The organism is Nocardioides nitrophenolicus (genome assembly GCF_016907515.1).
GTDB classification, from domain to species: domain Bacteria; phylum Actinomycetota; class Actinomycetes; order Propionibacteriales; family Nocardioidaceae; genus Nocardioides; species Nocardioides nitrophenolicus.
This window is the reverse complement of record NZ_JAFBBY010000001.1, coordinates 862,762-887,606: the sequence shown is the minus strand read 5'-3', so window position 1 is coordinate 887,606 and position 24,845 is coordinate 862,762. Positions and strand designations below refer to the sequence as shown.

Here is a 24,845-nt window from a genome sequence, read left to right as displayed (position 1 = left end):
CCGGCAGAAACTTCTGCCGGGTCAGCGCGTTTTGCGAGCCAGTTTCTGCCGGGTCAGCGCAATTCGAGAGCCAGTTCCTGCCGGGTCAGGCCCGGGCGTCGGTGGCCTGGGCGGCCAGGGCACGGGCGACGTCGGCCCGGCCCTCGCGGACGTAGCGCAGCGCGCCCGGGTTGACGGCGTCGGAGCTCGCGGCCAGCCAGGCGTCGACGGCGTCGAGCGTGGCCCGGGTGGCGAGCAGGCGGGGGAAGATGAACTCCAGCGCGACCGACGCCTTGTGGGAGCCCAGCCGCTCCCAGGTGCCGGCGACCTCGGCGAGGTAGCGCTCGACGTACGGCGCCAGCACGGCCTCCTGCCCCGGCTGCCAGAACGCGAGGACCACGCTGCGCTGGGTCTCGTTGGGCACCGACGGGTCGAGCAGGGCCTGGGTCCAGGCGCGCTCCTTGGCCTCGGCGGTGGGCTGGGCGGCGCGGGCGGCGGCGGACTTCTCCTGGCCGGAGATGGTGTTGTCGCCCGCCAGCTCCTCGTCGATGCGTACGTCGTCCACGCGCCCCACGCGGGCCAGCGCGGTGAGCAGGGCCCAGCGCAGGTCCTGGTCGACGGCAAGCCCCTCGAAGCTCAGCGAGCCGTCGAGGATCGCCTCGATCTCGGCCACGGCCGCGTCGCTGGTGGCCGCGGCGGCGTAGGCGCGGGCGAAGGTGAGCTGGTGGTCGGTGCCGGGCTCGGCGGCGGCGAGCAGGCCGCGCAGGCCCTGCTCCCAGCGGGCGCCGAGGTCGGCACGCCGGGCCGGGTCGCTGTAGAGCGAGACCGCCTGGGCGGCGTACACCGGGATCCGGCTGACGCCCCACGCGTCGGTCTCCTGGCCGATGTTGCCGAGCACCAGCTCGACGAAGTCGGTGGCGGCGAGCTCGGCGTCGCGGGTCATGTCCCACGCGGCGCTCCAGACCAGCGCCCGCGCGAGCGAGTCGTCGAGGTCGGAGAGCCGGGCGATGGCGGTGGCCTGCGAGCGCTCGTCGAGGCGGATCTTGGCGAAGGCCAGGTCCTGGTCGTTGAGCAGCAGCAGCTCGGGCTGGGCCTTGCCGACCAGGTCGGCGAGCTCGGTGCGCGGGCCGTCGACGTCGACCTCGACGTAGTCGGTGCGGACCAGGCGTCCCTCGGGCGAGGAGTTGTAGAAGCCGATGCCGACCCGGTGCCGGCGCAGCGTCGGGTGGTCCTCGGGCGCGGCCTGGTTGATCGCGAACGAGGCGAAGGTGCCGTCGGCGGCCAGCTCGAAGGCGGGGGAGAGGGTGTTGGTGCCGGCGGTCTGGAGCCACTCCTGGGCCCAGCCGGTGAGCTCGCGGCCCGACGCCTTCTCCAGCGCGGTCAGCAGGTCGGCGAACTCGGTGTTGCCGAAGGCGTGGTCGTGGAAGTACTGCTTGAGCCCGGCGAGGAACGGGTCGAGCCCGACCCAGGCGACGAGCTGCTTGAGCACCGCCGCGCCCTTGGCGTAGGTGATCATGTCGAAGTTGACCTCGACCGCGTGCAGGTCGACGTTGTCGGCCGCGATCGGGTGGGTCGAGGGCAGCGAGTCGGCGCGGTAGCCGGTCTGCTTGCGGGCGTTGGTGAAGCCGGTCCAGGCGTCGTCGTACGACGTGGCGAGCGCCTCGGCGTGGTAGCAGGCCCACTCGGCGAAGGACTCGTTGAGCCACAGGTCGTCCCACCACTTCATGGTCACGAGGTCGCCGAACCACATGTGGGCCATCTCGTGCAGGATCACCGAGGCGCGGAACTCGTAGAACGAGCGCGGCTGCCGCGAGCGGGGGAGGTACTCGTCGCGCAGGGTCACGCAGCCGGCGTTCTCCATCGCGCCCATGTTGTACTCCGGCACGTAGAGCTGGTCGTACTTGCCGAACGGGTACGGGTAGCCGAAGGCCTCCTCGAAGAACGCGAAGCCCTGCTTGGTGAGGGTGACGATCTCCTCGCGGTCGCGCTCGAGGTAGTCCTTGAGCGACTGACGGCAGTAGTGGCCGAGCGGGATGGTGCCGTGAGCGCCCTCGTAGACGTCCTGGACCTCGTAGTAGTCGCCGGCGACGATCGCGGTGATGTACGTCGACATCGGCTTGGTCGCGGGGAACCTCCAGATCGCGACGCCGTCGGAGACCGGCGTGGGCTCGGGCGTCGCGGCGTTGGAGACGACCTTCCAGTGCGCCGGGGCGGTCACGTTGAAGGTGAACGGCGCCTTCAGGTCGGGCTGCTCGAAGGTGGTGTAGACCCGGCGGGCGTCGGGCACCTCGAACTGGGAGTAGAGGTAGACCTTGCCGTCGGCCGGGTCGACGAAGTGGTGCAGGCCCTCGCCGGTGTGGGAGTAGGTGCAGTCGGCCCTGACGACCAGCACGTTCTCGGCCTGCAGGTCGGGCAGCGCGATCCGGCTGTCGGCGTACGCCGTCGCGGGGTCGAGCGCCACGCCGTTGAGGGTGATCTCGTGGACCGTCGCGTCGACCAGGTCGGCGAAGGTGGCCGAGCCCGGCTGGCGGCAGGTGAAGGTCAGCGTGGTGGTCGACCCGAAGGTCTCCACGCCCTCCTGCGTCGCACGGGACAGGTCGAGGTCGATCACGTAGGACGTCACGTCGACGAGGGCGGCGCGGGTAGCCGCCTCGTCGCGGGTGAGGTTGGTGCCGGGCATGGCAGTCATCCTTGCATCCGCGCGAAGTTGTCGGACAATCGGAGCGGCGGGCGCGAACTACAACCATGTAACTCATGAAAGTCAATGCGACACGCCGGTGAATGGAGAGATTTGGGGGGTTTTTGTTGCGTACTGGGGTCGTTGTGGCCGATGGTGTTCGGCATGCGCACATCGAGCCGCGCCGCGCGCTGGGGGACCACCACTGCCGCCAGCGCGCTGTTCGCGTCGTACCTCGTCCTCGCCGGACCCGGGGCCGGTCCCCCCGGCTCTCCGCTGCTCCCATCGGCCGGCACCACCTATCTCTGCAGTGGTTACGCGGCCTGCGTCCAGGCCGGCTACTCCGACGCGGGGTACGGCGCCGCGAACGGCTCGATGTACTGGCGGATGTACGCCGGCCACAACTGCACGAACTACGCGGCGTACCGGATGATCCAGGCCGGCATGCCGAACGTGCGGCCCTGGTCGGGCGAGGGCAACGCCAGCGAGTGGGGCAAGGCGATGAGCTCCATCACCGACCAGACGCCGAACGTCGGCGCGATCGCCTGGTGGGGCAAGTACTCCAACGGCGCCGGCTCCGCCGGCCACGTCGCGTACGTCGAGCGGGTCGTCTCGGCCGACGAGATCATCGTGTCCGAGGACGCCTGGGGCGGGACCTTCCACTGGCGCTCGATCACCCGGACCAGCGGACGCTGGCCGACCGGCTTCATCCACTTCGTCGACCGGGCGGCCCCGACGCCCACCCCGACACCGACCCCGACGCCCACGCCGACCGAGAACGTGTTCACCCAGACCGCGACGCCGGTGGTGAGCGCACCGCTGGTCGTCAACACCACGATCACCGCGACCGCGGGCGGCTGGACCCCGACGCCGGCGGAGAACCGGTGGCGCTGGTTCGCCGACGGCGTCCGGATCGGCGACATCATCACGCCCGACCTGGCGCTGACGCCCGACCTGGTCGGCAAGACGCTGAGCATGCGGGTCGTGGCGAAGGCGGACGGCTTCACCACCTACGTCTCGCCGTTCTACACGCTCGGTCCGGTGCTCGCGGGCGCCGTCCACGCGACCGCGCCGGCCGCACTCAGCGGCACGCCCGCGCTCGGCGAGGTGCTGACCGTGACGCCCGGCAGCTACGACCAACCGGACGCGGTGCCCACCTACCGGTGGCTGCGCGACGGAGTCGAGATCCCGGGGGCCAGCGCGGCGACGTACCAGCTCGCCCCGGACGACGTCGGCCGCACCGTCAGCGTCGAGGTGGCGGGCGCCAAGCCGCAGTTCGCCCCGGCCGTCGAGACCCTCGCCGCCTCCGGGACGGTGACCAGTCCGGCCAACGTCATCCTCAAGACCAAGTCGAACCGCGGGCGGGCGATCGTCCGGGTGCGCGTGACCGCGGTGGGGAAGCTGCCGGTCACGGGCAAGGTGCTGGTCCGGATCGGCTCGTGGAAGCGCGAGGTCAAGCTGAGCGACGGCATCGTCAAGGTCAAGGTGCCGATGTCGCGCGGGACGAAGAAGGTGCGGGTCCGCTACCTCGGCTCGGCCGAGGTGCCGGCGGCACCCAAGGTGGTCGGCTCGGTCCAGGTGCGCTGAGGGGCGCGATCGCCGGTCCGGGAATGTCGGAGTGCTCGGCTAGGTTGGCGAACCATGGCCGAGAACTCCGCGCCCGCGCCGGCGCCCCACGTCGCTGACTTCTGGTTCGACCCGCTGTGCCCGTTCGCCTGGATCACCTCGCGCTGGATCCTCGAGGTCGAGCAGGTGCGCGACATCGAGGTGCGCTGGCACGTCATGAGCCTGGCGTACCTCAACAAGGACCGCGACATCCCCGACGGCTACCGCGAGATGCTCGCCCCGGCCTGGGGGCCGGTCCGGGTGCTGATCGCCGCCCGGGAGCAGTACGGCGACAAGGTGCTGCGTCCCCTCTACGACGCCTTCGGCCAGCGGATCCACCTCGAGGGCCGCAAGCTCCACGAGCAGCCCGACGGCGCGCGCGAGCTGATCGCCGAGGTGCTCGCCGAGGTCGGGCTCGACGCCGGCCTGGTCGACGCCGCCACCGACTCGTCGTACGACGAGAAGGTCGCCGCCTCCCACCACGAGGGCATGGACGCGGTCGGCGACGACGTCGGCACGCCCACCATCCACATCGACGGCGCGGCCTTCTTCGGCCCGGTGCTCTCGAAGATCCCGCGTGGCGAGGACGCCGGGCGGCTGTGGGACGGCTGTGTCGCCGTCGCGTCCTTCCCGTACTTCTACGAGCTCAAGCGGACGCGGACGGGGGAGCTCGACTTCTCCTGAGGTCGGGGCTGCAGGAATCGCCGGTCGACCGGCGATTCCTGCGCTTGTCGGGCGTTGCAACGCCCGACAAGTGACAGAACTGCGCGTCAAGTCGCGTCCGTGGAAAGACCCGACAGCGGATCGCGACACGCGGCGCCGGCGCTTCCGGGGCCTGGGTGCGATGACGCATGCTCGTGAGTCATGACCTTCTCGGATCCCTCCGTACGCCGTCGCGACCTCGCCACGATCGGGGCCGCGGTCGTCGCGCTGCCGCTCGTCGGACCCGCCGCGAGCCCGGCGGCCGCGGCGCCCACCGGCCGGCTCCGGCTGCGCCCCGACCCCGGCGGGGTCGGCGGCTCCGTGGACGTCGCGCTCACCCCGGACCCGCAGGTCGCGGCGCGGGGCGCGGTCCTGCGGACCGCGGAGCAGCGCACCGATCGGTTCGCGCTGCTCGGGGTCACCTGGGCGGCGGGCGCCGGCCAGGCGGAGGTCCGGGTGCGGGTGCGGGGAGCCGGCGGCTGGGGCCCGTGGCGCGACGTGCCGGCGCTGCGTGACCTCCCCGACCCTGGTACGACGGAGGCCCGGGCCGCGCGGGCCGGCACCGCGCCGCTGTGGGTGGGTGACAGCGACGGCGTCCAGGTCGAGGTGACCGGTGCCGTCGAGCGGCCGGTGCTCACCCTGGTCGACCCCGGCGACCACCCCGGCGACCACCCCGGCGACCACCCCGGCGACCCGGTCGACGCCCGCCCGAAGCGGCACCGCTCGCTGCGGCCCCGGATCCGCAGCCGGCGGGCCTGGGGTGCCAAGGAGCGCTGGGCCACGGGCAGGCCGAAGCGGGTGAAGACGGTCGAGCAGGTCCACGTCCACCACACCGCGACCGGCAACGACTACCGCAAGCGCGACGTTCCGCGGATCCTGCGGGCGATCTACCGCTACCACACCAAGACGCTGGGCTGGTCCGACGTGGGCTACAACTACTTCGTCGACCGGTTCGGCCGGATCTGGGCCGGGCGACGCGGCGCGGACGGCGACCGCGACACCCGCGGGGCCCACACCCTCGGCTTCAACCACACCTCGGTCGGCATCGCGGTGCTCGGCTCCTACCAGGAGGCGGCGCCGGCGCCGAAGGTGCTCGCGGGCGTCGCGAAGGTCGCGGCCTGGAAGCTGAGGAAGTACCACCGCGACCCGCTGGGGAGCACGGCGGTGCTCTCCCACGGCAGCGACCTCTACCCCCCGGGCACGGTGGTCACGCTGCCCGTCATCGACGGCCACCGCGACACCAACGACACCGAGTGCCCCGGTCAGTACCTCTACGACGCGCTCCCGGAGATCCGGCTGCGCACCGCCCGCCGGATCAAGAAGTCCCGCCGCTGACCGACCGGCACGGCGCCGACCCTAGGATTCAGGGCATGACGCACGTCCTCTCCGCTGTCGCCTGGCCCTACGCGAACGGCCCCCGCCACATCGGCCACGTGGCCGGCTTCGGCGTTCCGTCCGACGTCTTCAGCCGGTACCAGCGGATGGCGGGCAACGAGGTCCTCATGGTCTCCGGATCCGACGAGCACGGCACCCCCATCCTGATCGCCGCCGACGAGGCCGGCCTGACGCCCCAGGAGCTGGCCGACCAGAACCACCGGCTGATCGTCGAGGACCTGGTCGGCCTCGGCATCAGCTACGACCTCTACACCCGCACGACCACGCGCAACCACCACGCCGTGGTCCAGGAGATGTTCCTGGGCGTCTACGAGAACGGCTACTTCGTCGAGCAGACGACCTACGGCGCGATCTCGCCGTCCACGGGACGCACCCTGCCCGACCGCTACATCGAGGGCACCTGCCCGATCTGCGGGTACGACGGTGCGCGCGGCGACCAGTGCGACAACTGTGGCAACCAGCTGGACCCCCACGACCTGATCGACCCGCGCTCGAAGATCAACGGCGAGACGCCGGAGTTCATCGAGACCCAGCACTTCTTCCTCGACCTGCCGGCGCTGGCGGACGCGCTGCAGGCCTGGCTCGACGAGCGCGAGGCGACCGGGCTGTGGCGCCCCAACGTGATCCGGTTCTCCAAGAACATCCTCAAGGAGATCCGCCCGCGCGCGATGACCCGCGACATCGACTGGGGCATCGCCGTCCCGCTCGAGGGCTGGCGGGACAACCCGACCAAGAAGCTCTACGTCTGGTTCGACGCGGTGATCGGCTACCTGTCGGCCTCGATCGAGTGGGCCCGCCGCAGCGGCGACCCGGACGCGTGGCGCGCCTGGTGGAACGACCCGGAGTCGCTGTCCTACTACTTCATGGGCAAGGACAACATCACCTTCCACTCCCAGATCTGGCCGGCCGAGCTGCTCGCGTACGCCGGCAAGGGCGCCAAGGGCGGCCAGCCGCGCACGTATGGCGAGCTGAACCTGCCGACGGAGGTGGTCTCGAGCGAGTTCCTGACCATGGAGGGCCGGAAGTTCTCCTCCTCCAAGAAGGTCGTCATCTACGTCCGCGACCTGCTCGCGCGCTACCAGCCCGACGCCTTCCGCTACTTCGTGGCGGCGGCCGGGCCGGAGAGCCAGGACTCCGACTTCACCTGGGCCGAGTTCGTCCGGCGTACCAACGACGAGCTGGTCGCCGGCTGGGGCAACCTGGTCAACCGCACCGCCACGCTGATCGCCAAGAACTTCGGCGAGATCCCGGCCGCCGGTCCGCTGCGCCCCGAGGACGAGGCCGTGCTGGCCGTCACCGAGACCGCGTTCGGGACGGTCGGCGACCTGATCGCCCGGCACCGTCAGAAGCAGGCGATCGGCGAGGCCATGCGTGCGGTGGCGGACGTCAACAAGTACGTCTCCGACTCCGAGCCGTGGAAGCTCAAGGACGACGCGCAGCGCGAGCGGCTCGGCACCATCCTGCACGTGATGGCGCAGTGCGTCGCCGACCTCAACCTGGTGCTCAGCCCGTTCCTGCCGTTCTCGGCCAACGAGGTCGACAGGGCGCTCGGGGGCATCGGCGCGATCGCCCCGATGCCGGTCATCGAGGAGGTCGCCGACCTCGACGACGCCGAGCGCGGCTACCCGATCATCACCGGCGACTACACCGGCTTCCCGTCCTGGGGCCGGCACCCGGTCGAGGTGGGGCGCCCGGTCGCCAAGCCCACCCCGGTCTTCGTCAAGCTCGACCCGTCGGTGGTCGACGAGGAGCTGGCCCGTCTCGACGGCTGACGAAAACCCGTTGTCCGGGTGAGACCGGGCGACGACGATCAGCCCATGAGCAGCGGGTACGACGTCTGGTTCGCCGACGACGCGGGGGAGTTCCTCGCCCGCGCTGGCGCGCACCTCGCCCAGGATCCGGTGACCGGCACCGTCGTGACGACGATCGCGCACCGGCTCCGTGCCACCGGCCGTGGCGGCCTGGCGCACTGCTGGTTCGCGGTGGTCACCGGACCCGAGGGCGCGATCGCCGGGATCGCGATGCGCACGGCACCGTTCGCGCCGTACCCCGTCTACCTCCTGTCGATGCCCGACGGCGCGGTCGACGCCCTCGCCGCCGCGGTGCTCGCGCGCGGCGAGGACGTCGGCGGAGCCACCGGGCTGCGGCCCGCCGCCGACCGGTTCGCGGCGGTGGTCGCCACCGCGACCGGCCGCGGCGTCGTCAACGGCCTGCACCACCGGCTCTTCGAGCTCGGCACCCTGGTCGCGCCGCGACCGGTTCCCGGACGGCTGCGCCCGGTCCGCGCGGACGAGGCCGAGCTGGCGCTCGCCTGGGTCAAGCAGTTCTTCCTCGACGCCGACGAGCAGGCCGGCCGCGCCGCCGGACACGACGGCGAGGCGGCGGCGTTCGGCATCGACGACGTCCGGCGCAAGCTCGCCGAGGAGGTGCTCTGGTTCTGGGAGGACGCCGAGGGCCGGGTGGTCAGCATGGTCGGCGCCAACCCGCCGGCGTACGGCGTGAGCCGGGTCGGCCCGGTCTTCACGCCGAAGGAGGAGCGCGGCCGCGGCTGGGCCGGGGCTGCTGTCGCCGAGGTGTCGCGACTGCTGCGTGCGCGCGGTGACCGGGTGATCCTGTTCACCGACCAGGCCAACCCGACGTCCAACGCGCTCTACCAGGCCCTCGGCTATCGACCGGTGGTCGACACCGTGCGGATCGACCTGGTCGGCCAGGGACACCTCGAGGGTCAGCCGGGGCCCTCGAGCCACGCCCGCAGGTAGACCCGCTCGGCCTCGGGTGCTGCCTCGACGAGCGCTCGCGCGGTGTCGAGGTGGTCCGCCGCGGCCGCGTCGTCGCCGGCCGCCGCGGCGGTGTCGGCGAGACCGCGACGGGCGCGCACCTGCTCGGGGAGCAGCCCGGCGGCGACCGCGATCTCCTCCGCCCGGGCGAAGTCGTCGCCCGCCGCGGCGTGCTCGTCGCGGACCAGCCGGCCGACCGCACGGCCACACAGCGCCGATGCCTCGAGCAGCCGGTCGCCCGAGCGGCGGGCGATCTCGAGCGCGAGGTCGTGCCGGGCGATCCCGTCGGCCGGCCGGCCGAGGGCGACCAGCGCCCGGCCGCCGGCGGTGAGGCCGTAGCCGCGGACCGGGTCGTGGCCCACGGTCTCCGCCAGCCGGATCCCCTCGTCGGCCGCGGCGAGCGCCGCCTCCGGGTCGCCGAGGGTGAGCTGGAGGGTCGCGGTGTTGACCAGGCTCAGTGCCCGGGGCGCGACGGCGCCCGCCCGGATCGCTGCCTGCTGGGCGAGCTGATGGTGACGCAGCGCCTCGCCGAAGTTGCCGAGCCGGTGCTCCACGATGGCGACGTTGTCGAGGGAGAGTGCCTCGCCGACCGGGTCTCCGGTCTCGGCCGCGAGTGCCGCGCACCGCCGGAAGAGGGCGGCCGCCTCGGCCGGCCGGCCCTGCTGGGCCGCCACGATCGCCAGCCCGCCCAGCGCCTCCCGGGCCTCGACCGCGAGCCCGGCCTCCTCGAGGGCGGGATGCACCGCGCCGAGGTGGTCGCCGCCGGCGTCCAGCTCGCCGAGCCGGACGAGGGTGCGGCCCAGGTCGAGCCGGGTCCGCAGGACGGCGTCGGGTCGCCGCGCGGCGCGGGCGACCGCCCACGCACGCTCGTGGAGGACCCGGCCGTCGGCGTACCGGCCCCACAGGTCGAGCCGGGCCGCGAGCGCCGGGGCGAGGTCGGGAAGCACGAGGGTGAGCGGTCCGTCCGCCAGGCCCGCGAGCAGCAGCAGGGTGTCCGCCTCGCGGTCGATGCGGCGCCGGACCTCGTCGGCGTCGAGGTCGGGCAGGTCCAGCCCGGGCGGTGGCGGACGGCCGCTGCCCGCGCGCAGGTGGACGTGGTCGGCCCAGGCCAGGGCGAGCAGGTGGTGGGCGAGCCGGTGCTGGGCGTCGTCGCGCTCCCGCGGGCGGTCCTCGTCGTGGGAGCGGTCGAGGGCGAAGGTGCGCACCAGCGGGTGGATCCGCAGCCGGTACGGCGCCGCGCGCTGCAGGAGGTGGTGTCGCCACAGCTCGGCCAGGGCCGGCTCGGCGTCCGGGCCGGAGGTGCCGGCGACCGCGGCGACGGCGGTGTCGTCGAGCTGCTCGACCGGCGGCGCGGAGAGGAGCCGGAGCAGCCGCTGGGCGGCCGGGCTGAGGGCGGCGTACGTCGCGGCGAGCGTCGCGGCGACGGCGTCGTCGATGCGCAGGCCGCGCCGGCGTGCGTCGGCCACGGTCACGAAGTCGGACAGCGGCCAGGTCGTGCGGGCGGCCACCCGGGTCGCGACCAGGGACACCGCGAGCGGGAGGTGGCCGGTCGCGGCCGCCAGCGTCGTCGCCGCCTCCGGCTCGGCGGCGACCCGCTCGGAGCCGGCGATCGCCCCGAGCAGTCGGACCGACTCCTCGGGGCGGAACGACCCGAGGGTGACCGCGGTGGCGCCCTCGATCCGGAGCGCTCGCCGACTGGTGACCAGGTGCACGGTCGGGCCGGCGCCGACCAGGAGGGGGCGCACCTGCTCCTCGTCCGCGGCGTCGTCGAGGACGACGACCTGCGGGCGCTCCCGGAGCAGTCCGGCGTACTGCTGGCGGCGGACGCGCTGGGCGGTCGGTGCCGCGCCCGCGCCCAGGGCGCGGACGGCGGCGGTGAGCGCGGCCTCGGCCATGACCGGCGGGAGGTCGTCGTGGAAGCCGCGCAGGTCGACGAGGATCCCACCGGCCACGCGTCCGGACGAGACCAGGACCTGGGCCACCCGTCGTGCCAGGTGGGTCTTGCCGCTCCCCGCCAGTCCGTCGACGACCACGGTCCGGGTGCCGGCGTCGAGCGCGGCGAGGACCGCGGCGAGCTCGGCCCGGTCCACCGCGGGCTCCTCCGGAGCCGGCACCGGGGCGACGGCGGTGCCGACCATGCCGGCGTCACGGCGATGCTGGGCCGCGCTGCTGCGCTCGCGCCAGTGGCCCGCCGTCGCGCCGTCCGCACCGAGTGCGCGCACGATCTCGGCGACCAGGTCGGCGTCGATCCGGCGCCGCCCGGCGCGGAAGCAGTCGTAGACGGTGACGCGGCCGACGTGGCACTCCGCCTCGGGCAGGCCGCGGTCACGACGGGCGTCGACGATCCGCTCCGCGACGCGGGCGTAGGACGGGCTGCCCGCCGCCGCGCGCAGCTCACGCAGGCCCGCGGCGACGTCGTCGAGGGTCCAGGCCGCGCCCTCGTCGGAGGCGGGGCGGCGGACGGTCACGCGGGTGAAGGTACCTGCCGGGCGTTCGGGAACGTTCGGGATCGGGGACCGGCCCGCCCCGGCCCGGGCACGGTGGACGCTCGTCATCGATGTCGTGAGGAGCGTGGGAGCGTGCGGGTCAGGACGAGCGTGGTCGCGGTCACCGGAGCCTTGCTGATCGCGTCCTCGGCGGGTGTCGCGGAGGGAGCGGCCCGCGCCGACCGGGCCGCGGCGGCCGCACCGACGGCACCCGCGGCACCGGCCGCCGGGCCGACGCTCGCGACCTATCCGGTGCCGACCGCGGGCGCCGGCCTGGAGTCGTTGACGAGGGGCCCGGACGGCAGTCTCTGGTTCGCCGAGGAGAAGGGCTGGAAGATCGGTCGGATCACCGTCGGCGGGGCGATCCAGGAGTTCCCCGTCGCGCACGACCCCGGCCAGTCCTCGGGGCCGACGGACCTGGTCGCGGGTGGTGACGGGGATCTCTGGTTCCTCTCCCACGCCGGCGCGAACGTGAACCGGATGCCCACCTCGGGCGCCTACCTCGACCGATTCTCCGACGGGTACGCGCAGTTCGGCGCGATCACGGCCGGCCGGTCGCGCGGCGTGTGGGTCAGCGAGCTCGGTGGGGACCACACCATGTACCGGCTCCTCGGCGTGGCCGACGGGCAGGTGGAGGGCTGGCAGCTCCCGAACGCGGTGGACGACCGGTCGGTCCCGATGGCGCTCGCTCCCGACGGTGCGCTCTGGTACGGCGACGGCGGCAACCTCGAGCGTCTCGGCGAGGACCGTCAGGCGACGACCCATCCCGCGCCCTGGGGCGGTTCGCTGTCGACCGGGTCGCTCGCGTACGGCGCGGACGGCGCGCTCTGGGCGACGGGGCACGAGGTGTGGGGTGCGCCGCCCTTCGCGACCTACCGAGGCGGAGCGATCGGGCGCTTCGACGGCTCCAGGTTCGTCTCCTGGGCGCTGCCGCGGCTGGCCGGCCAGTCCGGCGACCCGGTGCCCCACTCGCTGGAGCTCGGCCCCGACGGGGCCCTGTGGTGGGCCGAGGCCGGCGCGATCGGCCGGATCACGCCCGGTGGCGAGATCTCCCGGGCGTCGATCGCACCCTGGAACGCGACGGACATCGAGTTCGGCGGCGACGGCCGGCTGTGGTTCATCGACCGGGCCGCCAACCGGGTGGGCGCCATCACCGTCGACGCCCACCTGTTCCCGCCGCGCCAGGTCGCCCGCGTGGTCAAGCTCCGGGCGGTGGCCGGGGGCCGGGCGAAGGGCCGCGTCGTCGCCGAGCCCGCCTGCCGCGCCGGCGCGGTGGTCGCCTACGCGAAGCCGCGCAAGGGCAAGGCGCGCAAGATCGGCACGGGCCGGGCGAAGGCCAGCGGCAGGTTCACGGTGAAGCTGCGCAGGCGCGCCGCCGGCAAGGTGTTCGTCAAGGTCCGGGCGTCCGCGCCGACGCCGGGAGTGCAGTGCCTCGAGGCCAGGTCCCGCGCCCGCTGAGCCCGGTCGGCCGGTCCGCGCCTAGGGTGCGGGCATGGCCCTCCACCCCCAGGCCCGCGCGGCGATCGCCAACGCCGCGGGCGAGCTCGCCGTCACCGATCCCGCCTTCGACATCGCGGCCGAGCGCGAGCGTGCCCGGGCCGCCGCGGCCGACCAGCCGCGCCCCGAGGTCGCCGAGGTGCGCGACGTCGACGCGGGCGGCGTGCCGGCCCGGCTCTACCTGCCCGCCGGGTACGACGCCGTGGTGGTCCACGCCCACGGCGGCGGGTTCGTGCTCAACGACGTCGAGGTGCACGACGCCGCCGTCCGCCGGTTCGCGAGCCTCAGCCGGACGGCGGTGCTCAGCGTCGACTACCGGCGCCCGCCGGAGCACCCGTTCCCGGCGGCGCCCGACGACCTGTCCGCCGCGGTCCGCTGGCTCGGGGAGCAGCCGGAGCTGGCCGGGCTGCCGGCGTTCATCCACGGCGACAGCGCCGGCGGCAACCTGGCCCTGGTCACCGCGCTGCGCCATCCCGGCCGCTTCGCCGGCGTCGTGCTGATCTATCCCTTCCTCGACCCGACCGCCTCCTTCGACTCCTACCGCACCGCCGCCGACGGGTTCGAGCCCGCGGAGGCCGCCTGGTACTGGCAGCAGTACGCCGCCACGCCGGCCGACCTCGAGCACCCCGACCTGGCCCCGCTCCGCTCCACCGCCCTCGGCACGCTGCCGCCGACGCTGGTCACCACCGCCGAGCACGACCCGCTGCGTGACGAGGGCGAGCAGCTCGTCCTGGTCCTCGCCGAGGCCGGCGTCGAGGTGGTGGGCACCCGCTACCTCGGCCAGGTGCACGGCTACTGGCGGCACACCGACGTCTTCGACGCCGCCGAGCCGACCATGTGGCAGGTGGCGGGGTGGCTGCGGATGCACGTCGAGCGGCTCCGGGGTGCGGCCGCGCGCTGACCCAGGTCGTCCGGGTCGCGAGCTGTTGCGATAGGTTCCTTGTTGCAAAGTCCTTGCAACAAGGAGGTGGGTCGGGGTGGCGCGTCGCTGGACCGCTGTCCTGCTCGTCGTCCTCGTGCTGTCGGTGGTCGCCGGCACCGCCCTCGGCGCGGTCTACGTGCCCTTCGACAGCGTGGTCCGGGTCGTCGGGCACCACCTCTTCCTGACCCCCGCCGAGCAGACCTGGAGCGCACCGCGCGACGCGATCGTGTGGGACGTCCGGCTGCCGCGGGTGCTGCTCGCCGCGGTCGTCGGCGCGGGCCTGGCGGTGGCGGGCGCGGCGCTGCAGGCGATGGTGCGCAACCTGCTCGCCGACCCCTACCTGCTCGGCGTCAGCTCGGGGGCGTCGACCGGCGCGGCGGCGGCGATCCTGTTCGGCGTCACCCTCGGCCTCGGGGAGCACGCGCTGTCCGCCAGCGCCTTCGTGGGGGCCCTCGCCGCCTCCGTCCTGGTCTACGTCGTCGCGCGCTCCGCCGGCCGGGTCACCTCGACCCGCCTGCTCCTCGCCGGCGTCGCCGTCGGCTACGCCCTGCAGGCCGTCACGAGCTTCCTGATCTTCGCCTCGGACTCCGCGGAGGGCGCGCGCTCGGTGATGTTCTGGCTGCTCGGCTCGCTCGCCCTCGCCGCGTGGGGCCAGGCGCTGACCCTGGCCGTCGTGGTGGTCCTGCTCAGCATCGCCGTGCTCACCGTGCTCGGCCGCCGGCTGGACGCACTGGCGGTCGGTGACGAGACCGCGCTCGCCCTCGGGGTGTCGCCGGAGCGGCTGCGCACCGGGCTGCTCGTGCTGGTCTCGCTGTGCGTGGCCGTCGTGGTGTCGGCCGCCGGCGCGGTCGGCTTCGTCGGTCTCGTGGTGCCCCACCTCGCCCGCCGCGCGGTCGGCGCCGCGCACGTGCGTGCGATCCCGGTCGCCGCACTGATGGGCGCGATCCTGCTGATCTGGGCCGACATCGTGGCCCGCGTCCTGCTCGCGCCGCAGGAGGTCCCGATCGGGATCGTCACCGCTGTCGTCGGCGCCCCCTTCCTGCTCGTCCTCGTCCGCCGGCTCCAGGCGACCACGGCCTGAGTCCAGCCATCCCCACCCCAGGAGAACCCCATGCGCCGTCCTCTCGCCGTCCTCGCCGCGAGCGCCTCCGTGCTCGCCCTCACCTCCTGCGGCCTGGGGGCGAGCGAGCGCTCCGCCTCCGGGGGCTCCGGGCCGTATCCGGTGACCGTGGAGAACTGCGGCGCCGAGGTCACCTTCGACGCGGCGCCCGAGGAGGTCGTGCTGCTCAAGAGCGCGGCGGTGCCCTATCTGGCCCGGCTCGGCGTCCTGGACCGGGTCACCGCCCGGGCCGGTGAGTACCCCCGCGACTACTACGACGACGCCACCTGGGCGGCGCTCGAGGACATCCCGGCGCTGACCGGCAAGACCGACGCCTCGGGCCACCTGCTCATCTCGAAGGAGGTCGTCATCGACCAGGAGCCCGACCTGGTGCTCGGCGAGATCGACAACCTCGGCCGCGACACCCTCGGCGCCGTCGGGATCCCGCTCATCGAGGAGCCCGCGATGTGCCCGCGGGGGCTCGACGACCCTGGCTTCGACGACATCACCGACCAGATGAGCACCTACGGCGAGGTGTTCGACCGGCGCGACGAGGCGACCGCCGCGAACGCCGCGATCGAGCAGCGGGTCGCGGAGCTGAGCGCCCCGGCGGGCGGGGAGCGGCGCACCGCGGCGGTGCTCTACCCGACCGTCGGCGGCGGCGTGACCTACGCCTACGGCGCCCGCAGCATGGCGCACCCGATCCTCGAGGCGGCCGGTCTCGACGACGTCTTCGCCGACACCGACGAGCGGGTCTTCGAGGTCACCGCGGAGGAGCTGATCGGCCGCGACCCCGACGTCCTGGTCCTGCTCCACAGCGCGGGCGACCCCGACCAGGTGGTGGCCGCCGTGACCGGCCTGCCCGGCGCCGACAGCATCACCGCGGTCCGCGAGGGCGAGCTGCTGCCGCTGCTCTTCAACTACGTCGAGCCGCCGACGCCGCTGGCCCTGGACGGCCTGGCGCAGGTCCGGGCGAGGTTCGCCTCGTGATCGTCGCGGAGGATCTCCACTTCGGCTACGACGAGCGCCCGGTGCTCCGCGGCGTCGGGCTCGAGGCCCGTCCGGGCCGGGTGCTCGGCCTGCTCGGCCCCAACGGCAGCGGGAAGACCACCGCCCTGCGCCTGCTCTACGGCTCCCTGCGGCCGGAGCGGGGCCGGGTGTCGGTGGGCGGCGTCCCCCTGGCCCGGCTGCGACCGCGCGAGGTGGCCCGGCGGATCGCGGTCGTGGTCCAGGAGTCCGACGCCGACGCGATGCTGAGCGTCCGGGAGATGGTCACGCTCGGCAGGCTGCCGCGGCTGGGCACCTTCCAGCGGGCCGGAGACGTCGACCGGAGCGTGGTCGACGCGGCGCTGGCGCGCGTCGGCGGCACCCACCTCGCCGCGCGTCCGTACGCCGACCTGTCCGGTGGCGAGCGACAGCGGGTCCTCGTCGCCCGGGCGCTCGCGCAGGAGGCCGACTTCCTGCTCCTCGACGAGCCGACCAACCACCTCGACATCCGCTACCAGCACGAGGTGCTCGGCCTGGTGCGCGAGGTCGCGACCAGCGCGGTGGTGGTGCTCCACGACCTCAACCTCGCCGCGCGCTACTGCGACGACCTGGTCCTGCTCGACCGGGGCCGGGTCGCCGCGGCCGGCTCGCCGGACGCCGTCCTCGACCCGCACCTGCTGGAGCGGGTCTACGGCATCGGGGTCACCCGCACCGACGCCGCCGGCCACCCCCAGCTGCTCTTCCACCCGCTCGCCGCCGTACCCGAGAGGCTCCCCGCATGACGCACTCGACGCCCCAGTCCAACATCGACGCCTACTGGACCGGCCGCGCGCCGGAGTACGACGACTACCAGCAGCGCCCGGAGCGGCGCGAGCACGACCGGGCCGCCTGGACCGAGGTGTTCACCGCCGCGCTGCCGCCCGCGCCGGCCACGGTGCTCGACCTCGGCACCGGGAGCGGGTACGTCGCGCTCCTGCTCGCCGAGCTCGGCCACGACGTCACCGCCACCGACCTCGCCGAGGGGATGCTGGCCCGTGCCCGCGAGCACGCCGCGCGGGCGCCGCACCCGCCGCGCTTCCTGCGGGGCGACGCCGTCGCCCCGGACTTCCCCGACGGCTCGTTCGACGCGATCACCAGCCGCTACCTGATGTGGACCCTGCGCGAGCCGGAGCGCGCGCTGGCCTCCTGGCGGCGACTGCTGCGCCCCGGGGGAGTGCTGGCGCTGGTGGACTCGACCTGGTTCCCGACCGGGCTCGACCGCGACACCTCGGCTGACTTCGTCGAGCGCTACGACGCCGAGGTCCGCGCGCTGCTGCCGCTCGCCGCCGCGACGTCCATCGACGCCACCCGCGACCTGGTCGCCGCCGCGGGCTTCGCCGAGGTGAGGGTCACGCCGCTGACGAGCATCCTCGACCTGGACCGCCGCTTCGGCGTGGCCCCGGACCACGAGGTGCAGCTGCAGTACCTGGTCACCGCGCGCCGGCGCTGAGACCGGGCGCGCCATACGCATATGGCGTACCCTGGTGGCATGGTGCGCACGACGATCTACCTCCCTGAGGACCTCAAGGCCGCGCTCGAGGCGCGCGCCGCGGCCGAAGGGCGCACCGAGGCCGACGTGATCCGTGAGGCCCTGACCGAGAAGCTGCGCGGCCGGGGCCGAACCGCTCGCGAGATGCGCTTCGGCCTGTACGACAGCGGGGCGTCGTCCACCTCGACCGATGTCGACCAGATCCTCTCCGACACCGGGTTCGGGATCGCGTGACGATCATCGCCGACACGGGAGCGATCTACGCCTGCTACGACCGCTCCGACGCTCACCACGCAGCCGCCAGGGAGTATCTGAGCGGCGTCGACGAGAGGCTCCTGGTGCCCGCCTTGGTGCTGGCCGAGCTGGACCACCTCGTCGGTGCCCGGCTCGGCGAGCAGGCCCGCGCCGCGGTGCTCGACGACGTCCTGGACACCATGGACGTCGTCCCGTTCGACCAGGCCATCGCCGCCCGTGCCGCCGGCGTCGCCGGGGTCTACGGTGACTTCCCCCTCGGCCTGACCGACGCCACGCTCGTCGTGCACGCGCAGGATCATCGGACCCGCAGCCTGTTCACCGTCGACCAGCGGCACTTCCGCGCCATCACGCCGCTCTGGGGAGGCGACAGCTTCCGGCTGCTCCCCTTCGACGCGTAGCCCCTTCGGCCTGCGCCGTCAGCCCGGGTCCACGACCTCCAGCGTGCCGTCGTCGCGCTGCCACAGCCCGGCGACGTGCAGCCGGCGGGTCTGCCCGACCCGGTCCCACGCGTGGTAGACCAGTCGCAGCGACTTCCGGTCGACGAACGCCGACGCGCCGCCCGGACCGAGCCGGCCGGTCGTGGCGGTGGAGAGCAGCGGCTCCCCGTGGTTCTGGCGCACGCACGGCCCCTCGGGTCCGGCGCAGATGGCGTACCCGGTCGCGTAGTCGGCGCGCTCCCACGAGTTGCCGGAGTAGAAGAGATAGGTGACCCCGCGGAACTGGACCATGCTCGGGTTCTCGATGGTGTCGCCCTCCCACGGCCGGTCGAGGGTGAGCAGCTCCCGGGTCTGCGAGCCGTCGGCGAAGCCGGTTCCGTCGGCGTTGAGCCGACGGATGAACAGCCCGGCCGGGCGGCGGTTGACGACGCCGGAGAACTTCCACAGCAGCCACGCCACGCCGTGCTCGTCGACGAACACGTCGGGGTCGATGACGCCGAGCTGGGCCTCGCCGTAGCAGAGCGGCTCCCCGACCGGCCGGAACGGCCCGGCCGGCGAGGGGCCGCGGGTCAGCCCGATGCAGTTGTGCCGCTGGCCGCCCTGGGTGCCGGCCGGTGCGGCGTACGCCGCGGTCCAGCCGCCACCGACCTCGGCCACGCCCGGCGCCCACAGGTCGCGGCCGCCGTCGCTGCTGCGCACCCAGCCGGCGACCTCGATCGGGTCGATCCGGCCCCCGCCGCTCGTGGCCAGCGGGGTCCAGGTCGTCAGGTCGCGCGAGGTCAGCACCGGGAGCTTGAGGTGCGAGGTGTTGGTGGCGTAGGCGTACCAGCGGCCGTCGTGGCGCAGGATGTCGGGATCCGCGAACACTCCGCGGTAGGCCGCCCCCGGCTGCCACCGGGTGCTGCTGCCCGCGATCCGCACCGGCTCCGGCCGGCGCTGCGCCGGGAGCTGCTGGGCGAGGCGCTCGGCGAGCTTGGCCAGGTCCTGCATCTCGCCGGCGAGCACGTCGCTCGGCAGTGCGGTCGGCAGCGCGCTCGGCTCGGGGATCAGCGGTGCCTCGCTCGTCGTCGGCTCGGCGGTGGGGGAGTCGCCGGCGGCCGAGCACGCCGACAACCCCGGCACCGCCAGCATCGCGGCCACCGCCACCGCCAGACCTCGCCGAGCCCCCATGCTTTCCCTCCCTCTCGCTGCCACACCCTAGACTCGGCGGCGCCATGAACGAGCCCGCAGCGCGCCCAGCCGAGACCTTCGACGAGGCCGAGGACGCCCTCCTGTCCCGGTGGCCCGAGACCCGGCTGGAGCCCTCGCTCGACCGGATCCGCGCCTTCACCGAGCTGCTCGGCGACCCGCAGCACGCCTACCGCTCGATCCACCTCACCGGCACCAACGGCAAGACGTCGACCTCGCGGATGATCGACGCGCTGCTGCGCGCCCTCGACCTGCGCACCGGGCGGTTCACCAGCCCCCACGTGGAGAGGATGAGCGAACGGATCAGCGTCGACGGCGAGCCGCTCGACGACGAGGCGTTCGTGCGGGCCTTCAACGACGTGGCGCCGTACATGCACCTCGTCGACGAGGCCGAGGACCACCCGCTCAGCTTCTTCGAGGCGGTCGTCGGGATGGCGTACGCCGCCTTCGCCGACGCGCCGGTCGACGTCGCGGTCGTCGAGGTCGGGATGGGCGGCTCGTGGGACGCCACCAACGTCATCGACGCCGACGTGGCCGTGGTGACCCCGATCGCCGTGGACCACGCCAACTACCTCGGCGGCACGCCCGTCGAGATCGCCCGCGAGAAGGCCGGCATCATCAAGCCCGGCGCGGTCGCCGTGCTCGCGCAGCAGAGCGCCGAGGTCGCGGCGGTGCTGCTGGAGCGCGCGGCCGAGGTCGGTGCGACGGTCGCCCGCGAGGGGCTCGAGTTCGGCGTCGTCAGCCGGACCCCGGCCGTCGGCGGTCAGGTGGTCACCCTCCAGGGCCTGCGCGGACGCTACGACGACGTCTTCCTCTCGCTGTACGGCGCCCACCAGGCCCAGAACGCCGCCACCGCCCTCGCCGCGGTCGAGGCCTTCGTCGGCGGCGACGAGCCGCTCGGCGACGACATCGTGCGCGGTGCGCTCGGCGAGATCACCTCGCCCGGCCGGCTCGAGGTGGTCCGCCGCAGCCCCACGGTCCTGCTCGATGCCGCCCACAACCCCCACGGCGCCGAGGCGACCGCGGCCGCGCTGGAGGACTCCTTCCAGTTCGACCCGGTGGTCGGCGTGGTCGGCGTGATGGGCGACAAGGACGCCGAGGGCCTGCTCGCCGCCTTCGAGCCGCACCTCGCCCAGGTGGTCGTCACCCAGAGCTCCACCGAACGGGCGATGCCCGCCGAGCGGCTCGCCGTGATCGCGCGTGAGGTGTTCGGGGAGGACCGGGTCACCGTCGTACCGCTCCTCTCCGACGCCATCGACGCCGCCGCCGCGCTCGCCGAGTCCGACGGCACCGACGCGCTCAGCTCGGGCGCGGTGCTGGTGACCGGTTCGGTCGTCACCGTCGGCGAGGCCCGGGTGCTGCTCGGAGGCCGCAAGTGACCGACGAGCGCGAGAGGTCGCCCCGCCGGGGCATGTGCGCCGCCGTGCTCTCCCTCGAGGCGATCGCGGTCGGGCTCTCCACCCCCGTGATGATCGGCATCTCCGACATCAGCCCCGGCGTCGCGCTGCCGCTCGGCCTGGGGCTGGCGGTGCTGTGCGTGCTGGTCGCCGGGATGCTGCGCCGGGAGTCGGCCTACCTGCTCGGGCACGTGCTCCAGGTCGGCGCCGTCGCGCTCGGCTTCCTCGCCCCGCTCATGTTCGTCGTGGGCGGCATCTTCGCGCTGCTGTGGGGCACGGCGTACGGCCTGGGCCGCAAGATCGAGACCGAGCGGGCCGCGGCCTTCGCGGCCTATGACCAGCGCCGAGAATCGGGCGAGTAGATACCGCTGGGTAGAGTGGCCGCGTGCCAGTGATCATCGACAAGCTCCTCCGCATCGGAGAGGGCAAGATCCTCCGCCAGCTCGAGGGCATCGCCAAGGCGGTCAACGCCATCGAGGACGACTTCAAGGCGATGTCTGACGACGAGCTGCGGGGCATGACCGACGAGTTCCGCAAGCGCCTCGCTGAGGGCGAGGACCTCGACGACATCATGCCCGAGGCGTTCGCCACGGTCCGCGAGGCCGCGCGCCGGGTCCTCGGCCAGCGACACTTCGACGTCCAGATCATGGGTGGCGCCGCGCTCCACCTCGGCAACATCGCCGAGATGAAGACCGGTGAGGGCAAGACCCTGGTCTCGACCCTCCCGGCGTACCTCAACGCCCTCGAGGGCAAGGGCGTCCACGTCGTCACGGTCAACGACTACCTGGCCAAGTTCCAGTCCGAGATGATGGGCCGCGTCCACCACTTCCTCGGCCTGACCGTCGGCGTGATCCTGCCGAGCATGCGCCCCGACGAGCGGCGCGCGGCGTACGCCTGCGACATCACCTACGGCACCAACAACGAGCTCGGCTTCGACTACCTGCGCGACAACATGGCCTCCTCGCTCGAGGAGTGCGTCCAGCGCGGCCACAACTTCGCCGTCGTCGACGAGGTCGACTCGATCCTCATCGACGAGGCCCGGACCCCGCTCATCATCAGCGGTCCGACCCAGGACGAGGTGAAGTGGTACGGCGAGTTCGCCAAGATCGCCCAGAAGCTCACCCGCGACGTCGACTACGAGGTCGACGAGAAGAAGCGCACCATCTCGGTCCTCGAGGACGGCATCACCAAGGTCGAGGACCACCTCGGCATCGAGAACCTCTACGAGTCGGCCAACACCCCGCTCATCTCCTTCCTGCACAACTCCATCAAGGCCAAGGAGCTGTTCCGCAACGACAAGGAGTACGTCGTCATGGAGGGCGAGGTGCTCATCGTCGACGAGCACACCGGCCGCATGCTCGCGGGCCGCCGCTACAACGACGGACTCCACCAGGCCATCGAGGCCAAGGAGGGCGTGAAGGTCCGCGAGGAGTACCAGACCCTCGCCACCGTCACCCTCCAGAACTACTTCCGCCTCTACGACAAGCTCTCCGGCATGACCGGTACGGCCCTCACCGAGGCCTCCGAGTTCGACAAGATCTACAAGCTCGGCGTGGTCCCGATCCCGACCAACAAGCCGATGCAGCGCAAGGACCAGCCCGACCTCGTCTACCGCACCGAGGAGGCGAAGTACGACGCCGTCGTCGACGACATCGTCGCGCGCCACGAGAAGGGCCAGCCGGTCCTGGTCGGCACCGTCTCGGTCGAGAAGTCCGAGTACCTCCACCAGCAGCTCACCAAGCGCGGCGTCGCCCACTCCGTCCTCAACGCGAAGGTCCACGCCGAGGAGGCGAAGATCGTCGCGCTCGCCGGCCACAAGGGCGCGGTCACGGTCGCCACCAACATGGCCGGTCGCGGCACCGACATCATGCTCGGCGGCTCCTACGAGTTCCTCGCCGACGCCGAGCTGCGCAAGCAGGGCCTCGAGCCGACCGGCGACACCGCCGAGGAGTACGAGGCGGCCTGGCCCGCGATGGTCGAGCGCTTCAAGGACCAGGTGGCCAAGGAGCACGACGAGGTGCGCGACCTCGGCGGCCTCTACGTCATCGGCACCGAGCGCCACGAGTCCCGTCGCATCGACAACCAGCTCCGCGGTCGCTCCGGCCGCCAGGGCGACCCCGGCGAGAGCCGCTTCTACCTGTCCCTGCAGGACGAGCTGATGCGGCTGTTCAAGTCCGACTGGGTCGACCGCGTCCTGCTGCTGCTCAAGATCCCCGACGACGTCCCGATCGAGAACAAGCGGGTCACCAACGCGATCGCCAACGCCCAGGGCCAGGTCGAGTCGCAGAACTTCGAGTCCCGCAAGAACGTCCTCAAGTACGACGACGTGATGGACCGCCAGCGCAAGGTGATCTACGGCGAGCGCCGCGAGGTGCTCGAGGGCGTCGACCTCGAGGAGCAGATCCGCACCTTCATCGACGACGTCGTGACGGGCTTCGTCAACGGCTCGCTCGACGAGTTCGCCGAGGAGTGGGACCTCGAGCAGCTGTGGACCGACCTCAAGCAGTTCTGGCCGGTCTCGATCTCCTGGAAGGACCTGGTCGAGGAGGCCGGGACCCAGGCCGCGCTGGAGAAGTCGCACCTCATCGACGTGCTCAAGGCCGACGCCCACGCGGCGTACGACCGGCGCGAGGAGGAGGTCGGCGAGGAGGTCGCCCGCGAGCTCGAGCGTCGGGTGCTGCTCTCGGTCCTCGACCGCAAGTGGCGCGAGCACCTCTACGAGATGGACTACCTACGCGAGGGCATCTACCTGCGGGCCTACTCCCAGCGCGATCCGCTGGTCGAGTACCAGCGTGAGGGCTTCGACATGTTCGCCGCCATGATGGACGGCATCAAGGAGGAGACCGTCGGCTTCCTGTTCAACCTGGAGGTCCAGGTCGAGGACGACGACGAGGAGATCCACTACCACGCCGACGGCACCGCCCACGCCGGCCCGATGCACGAGGGCGCCTTCGCCGAGCCGCCGGTCGGCGTCGGCCTCGAGGCCGGTGGCGAGATGGACCTGGAGTCCATCTCCTCCGAGCTGAAGGCCGCCGCGCCGAAGGTGCGGGCCAAGGGCCTCGACGCGCCGAAGCAGCCGCAGAACCTCACCTACTCCGCGCCCGACGAGACCGGGCACGAGGAGGTCCGCGGCAGCGGCGCCGTCTCCACCGCCGACGACGAGTTCGGCGACGTGGGCCGCAACGCCCTGTGCCCCTGTGGCTCCGGCAAGAAGTACAAGCGCTGCCACGGCGCTCCCGGCGGCCCGACCGGGATGGCCCTGCGCGGCTGATCCCGCCGACCCGGCTCGAAGTAGCTCGAGAAACACGCTGACCCGGCAGAAACTTTCTGCCGGGTCGGCGTGTTTCTCGAGCTACTTTCTGACGGGTCGCGCTACTGGTCACGAGAAGTCGAGGGCGGTGCAGACCCAGCGCTGGTCGAACCGCTCGAACCGGGCGGCGACGGCGCGCGACCGGTCGCCGTGGCGCACCCGCACCCCGCACTCGACGACGGTGTCGCTGATGAAGCAGGCGTGCACGCTCTCGACCCGCGGCCGGACCGGCTGCACCCGGGCCAGCCCGGGCTGGTGGCCGCCCGCCCGGGCGACCAGCAGGGCGCGGCGGTGCAGGTCGGCGTACACGTCGCGGGTGGTCCAGCGGACCAGCTGGGACACGGGCCGGTCGCCGCCGACGATCTCGACGGCCGCCTGGACGAAGCGGTGCGTCCACTCCTCGATGGCGTGGCGCAGTCGGTGGTCGATCGGCACGACGACGGCGCCGGGGCGGACCGGTGGGCGCCACTGGGGCGGCCGGCCCGGTGGCGGCGCCTGACGGGGGAGCAGGGCGAGCGCCAGGGTGCCCTGGGTGGAGCTCACCGGGACCGGCGCCCGGAGGCTGACGAGGTCGTGGGGTACGGCGGACATGGTTCCTCCTGCG

20 protein-coding genes are annotated in these 24,845 nt (G+C 73.2%); 16 read left to right on the top strand and 4 right to left on the bottom strand.

Annotated elements, in window-relative coordinates:
* Positions 1–85: 85 nt before the first annotated feature.
* Entirely contained in the window at positions 86–2,659 is a 2,574-nt protein-coding gene (pepN, locus tag JOD66_RS04260) for an aminopeptidase N (protein WP_204835682.1), read from the bottom strand.
* A 162-nt stretch (positions 2,660–2,821) separates the two neighbouring features.
* On the opposite strand from pepN, the gene JOD66_RS04255 reads away from it, so the two are divergent.
* The 5 genes from JOD66_RS04255 to JOD66_RS04235 all read left to right on the top strand — a co-directional run bounded on the left by JOD66_RS04255 (position 2,822) and on the right by JOD66_RS04235 (position 9,117).
* Complete coding sequence (locus JOD66_RS04255; protein ID WP_204835681.1) at positions 2,822–4,243, top strand: CHAP domain-containing protein; 1,422 nt, start codon at positions 2,822–2,824, stop codon at positions 4,241–4,243.
* A gap of 54 nt (positions 4,244–4,297) precedes the next feature.
* Complete coding sequence (locus JOD66_RS04250; protein WP_204835680.1) at positions 4,298–4,945, top strand: mycothiol-dependent nitroreductase Rv2466c family protein; 648 nt, start codon at positions 4,298–4,300, stop codon at positions 4,943–4,945.
* 180 nt (positions 4,946–5,125) lie between these two features.
* Complete coding sequence (locus JOD66_RS04245; protein ID WP_204835679.1) at positions 5,126–6,298, top strand: N-acetylmuramoyl-L-alanine amidase; 1,173 nt, start codon at positions 5,126–5,128, stop codon at positions 6,296–6,298.
* A 35-nt stretch (positions 6,299–6,333) separates the two neighbouring features.
* Positions 6,334–8,130 (top strand): methionine--tRNA ligase, encoded by a 1,797-nt coding sequence (metG, locus tag JOD66_RS04240; RefSeq protein ID WP_204835678.1) that lies wholly within the window; start codon positions 6,334–6,336, stop codon positions 8,128–8,130.
* Between the two features lie 45 nt (positions 8,131–8,175).
* Positions 8,176–9,117: a GNAT family N-acetyltransferase gene (locus JOD66_RS04235; protein WP_204835677.1), complete on the top strand. Its 942-nt coding sequence runs from the start codon at positions 8,176–8,178 to the stop codon at positions 9,115–9,117.
* Here JOD66_RS04235 and JOD66_RS04230 read toward each other — a convergent pair.
* Positions 9,084–11,603 carry a tetratricopeptide repeat protein gene (locus JOD66_RS04230; protein WP_204835676.1) on the bottom strand — a complete coding sequence of 840 codons (2,520 nt, stop codon included), beginning with the start codon at positions 11,601–11,603 and terminating at the stop codon, positions 9,084–9,086. The two genes, JOD66_RS04235 and JOD66_RS04230, sit on opposite strands and share 34 nt — an antisense overlap.
* 111 nt (positions 11,604–11,714) lie before the next feature.
* Here JOD66_RS04230 and JOD66_RS04225 point away from each other — a divergent pair, with 111 nt between their 5' ends.
* The 8 genes from JOD66_RS04225 to JOD66_RS04190 all read left to right on the top strand — a co-directional run bounded on the left by JOD66_RS04225 (position 11,715) and on the right by JOD66_RS04190 (position 18,307).
* Entirely contained in the window at positions 11,715–13,079 is a 1,365-nt protein-coding gene (locus JOD66_RS04225) for a Vgb family protein (protein ID WP_204835675.1), read from the top strand.
* Between the two features lie 34 nt (positions 13,080–13,113).
* Positions 13,114–14,019 (top strand): alpha/beta hydrolase, encoded by a 906-nt coding sequence (locus tag JOD66_RS04220; protein ID WP_204835674.1) that lies wholly within the window; start codon positions 13,114–13,116, stop codon positions 14,017–14,019.
* Between the two features lie 76 nt (positions 14,020–14,095).
* On the top strand, positions 14,096–15,121 hold the full coding sequence (locus JOD66_RS04215; protein ID WP_204835673.1) for a FecCD family ABC transporter permease: 1,026 nt from the start codon (positions 14,096–14,098) through the stop codon (positions 15,119–15,121).
* 30 nt (positions 15,122–15,151) lie between these two features.
* The gene (locus JOD66_RS04210; protein WP_204835672.1) at positions 15,152–16,129 is read left to right on the top strand and encodes an ABC transporter substrate-binding protein; all 978 of its coding nucleotides are present in this window, start codon (positions 15,152–15,154) and stop codon (positions 16,127–16,129) included.
* Positions 16,126–16,908: an ABC transporter ATP-binding protein gene (locus JOD66_RS04205; RefSeq protein ID WP_204835671.1), complete on the top strand. Its 783-nt coding sequence runs from the start codon at positions 16,126–16,128 to the stop codon at positions 16,906–16,908. The genes JOD66_RS04210 and JOD66_RS04205 overlap by 4 nt, the downstream gene beginning before the upstream one ends.
* Positions 16,905–17,615 (top strand): class I SAM-dependent methyltransferase, encoded by a 711-nt coding sequence (locus JOD66_RS04200; RefSeq protein ID WP_204835670.1) that lies wholly within the window; start codon positions 16,905–16,907, stop codon positions 17,613–17,615. The genes JOD66_RS04205 and JOD66_RS04200 overlap by 4 nt, the downstream gene beginning before the upstream one ends.
* Before the next feature lie 39 nt (positions 17,616–17,654).
* The gene (locus JOD66_RS04195) at positions 17,655–17,888 is read left to right on the top strand and encodes a ribbon-helix-helix domain-containing protein (protein ID WP_204835669.1); all 234 of its coding nucleotides are present in this window, start codon (positions 17,655–17,657) and stop codon (positions 17,886–17,888) included.
* The gene (locus JOD66_RS04190) at positions 17,885–18,307 is read left to right on the top strand and encodes a type II toxin-antitoxin system VapC family toxin (RefSeq protein ID WP_204835668.1); all 423 of its coding nucleotides are present in this window, start codon (positions 17,885–17,887) and stop codon (positions 18,305–18,307) included. The genes JOD66_RS04195 and JOD66_RS04190 overlap by 4 nt, the downstream gene beginning before the upstream one ends.
* 18 nt (positions 18,308–18,325) lie before the next feature.
* Here JOD66_RS04190 and JOD66_RS04185 read toward each other — a convergent pair whose 3' ends face one another.
* The gene (locus JOD66_RS04185; protein ID WP_204835667.1) at positions 18,326–19,516 is read right to left on the bottom strand and encodes a glycoside hydrolase family 43 protein; all 1,191 of its coding nucleotides are present in this window, start codon (positions 19,514–19,516) and stop codon (positions 18,326–18,328) included.
* Between the two features lie 44 nt (positions 19,517–19,560).
* Here JOD66_RS04185 and folC point away from each other — a divergent pair, with 44 nt between their 5' ends.
* Genes folC through secA form a run of 3 tightly spaced genes read left to right on the top strand, consistent with a single transcriptional unit; the run spans position 19,561 to position 24,202 of the window.
* The gene (folC, locus tag JOD66_RS04180) at positions 19,561–20,913 is read left to right on the top strand and encodes a bifunctional tetrahydrofolate synthase/dihydrofolate synthase (RefSeq protein ID WP_204835666.1); all 1,353 of its coding nucleotides are present in this window, start codon (positions 19,561–19,563) and stop codon (positions 20,911–20,913) included.
* Positions 20,910–21,293, top strand: coding sequence for a DUF4233 domain-containing protein (locus tag JOD66_RS04175; RefSeq protein ID WP_307823283.1), 384 nt, complete (start codon positions 20,910–20,912; stop codon positions 21,291–21,293). Before folC ends, JOD66_RS04175 begins: the two co-directional genes overlap by 4 nt.
* A gap of 23 nt (positions 21,294–21,316) precedes the next feature.
* Positions 21,317–24,202: a preprotein translocase subunit SecA gene (gene secA / locus JOD66_RS04170; protein ID WP_204835665.1), complete on the top strand. Its 2,886-nt coding sequence runs from the start codon at positions 21,317–21,319 to the stop codon at positions 24,200–24,202.
* 108 nt (positions 24,203–24,310) lie between these two features.
* On the opposite strand, the gene JOD66_RS04165 is transcribed toward secA, so the two are convergent.
* The gene (locus tag JOD66_RS04165; protein ID WP_204835664.1) at positions 24,311–24,832 is read right to left on the bottom strand and encodes an Rv3235 family protein; all 522 of its coding nucleotides are present in this window, start codon (positions 24,830–24,832) and stop codon (positions 24,311–24,313) included.
* Positions 24,833–24,845: the final 13 nt, after the last annotated feature.

Bases quoted from the DNA above. Each gene is read 5' to 3' on its own strand.
- JOD66_RS04255 (WP_204835681.1), top strand. From the start codon at position 2,822: ATGCGCACATCGAGCCGCGCCGCGCGCTGGGGGACCACCACTGCCGCC.
- folC (WP_204835666.1), top strand. From the start codon at position 19,561: ATGAACGAGCCCGCAGCGCGCCCAGCCGAGACCTTCGACGAGGCCGAG.
- JOD66_RS04195 (WP_204835669.1), top strand. From the start codon at position 17,655: ATGGTGCGCACGACGATCTACCTCCCTGAGGACCTCAAGGCCGCGCTC.
- JOD66_RS04220 (WP_204835674.1), top strand. From the start codon at position 13,114: ATGGCCCTCCACCCCCAGGCCCGCGCGGCGATCGCCAACGCCGCGGGC.
- JOD66_RS04245 (WP_204835679.1), top strand. From the start codon at position 5,126: ATGACCTTCTCGGATCCCTCCGTACGCCGTCGCGACCTCGCCACGATC.
- JOD66_RS04210 (WP_204835672.1), top strand. From the start codon at position 15,152: ATGCGCCGTCCTCTCGCCGTCCTCGCCGCGAGCGCCTCCGTGCTCGCC.
- JOD66_RS04250 (WP_204835680.1), top strand. From the start codon at position 4,298: ATGGCCGAGAACTCCGCGCCCGCGCCGGCGCCCCACGTCGCTGACTTC.
- JOD66_RS04200 (WP_204835670.1), top strand. From the start codon at position 16,905: ATGACGCACTCGACGCCCCAGTCCAACATCGACGCCTACTGGACCGGC.
- JOD66_RS04235 (WP_204835677.1), top strand. From the start codon at position 8,176: ATGAGCAGCGGGTACGACGTCTGGTTCGCCGACGACGCGGGGGAGTTC.
- metG (WP_204835678.1), top strand. From the start codon at position 6,334: ATGACGCACGTCCTCTCCGCTGTCGCCTGGCCCTACGCGAACGGCCCC.
- pepN (WP_204835682.1), bottom strand. From the start codon at position 2,659: ATGCCCGGCACCAACCTCACCCGCGACGAGGCGGCTACCCGCGCCGCC.
- JOD66_RS04185 (WP_204835667.1), bottom strand. From the start codon at position 19,516: ATGGGGGCTCGGCGAGGTCTGGCGGTGGCGGTGGCCGCGATGCTGGCG.
- JOD66_RS04165 (WP_204835664.1), bottom strand. From the start codon at position 24,832: ATGTCCGCCGTACCCCACGACCTCGTCAGCCTCCGGGCGCCGGTCCCG.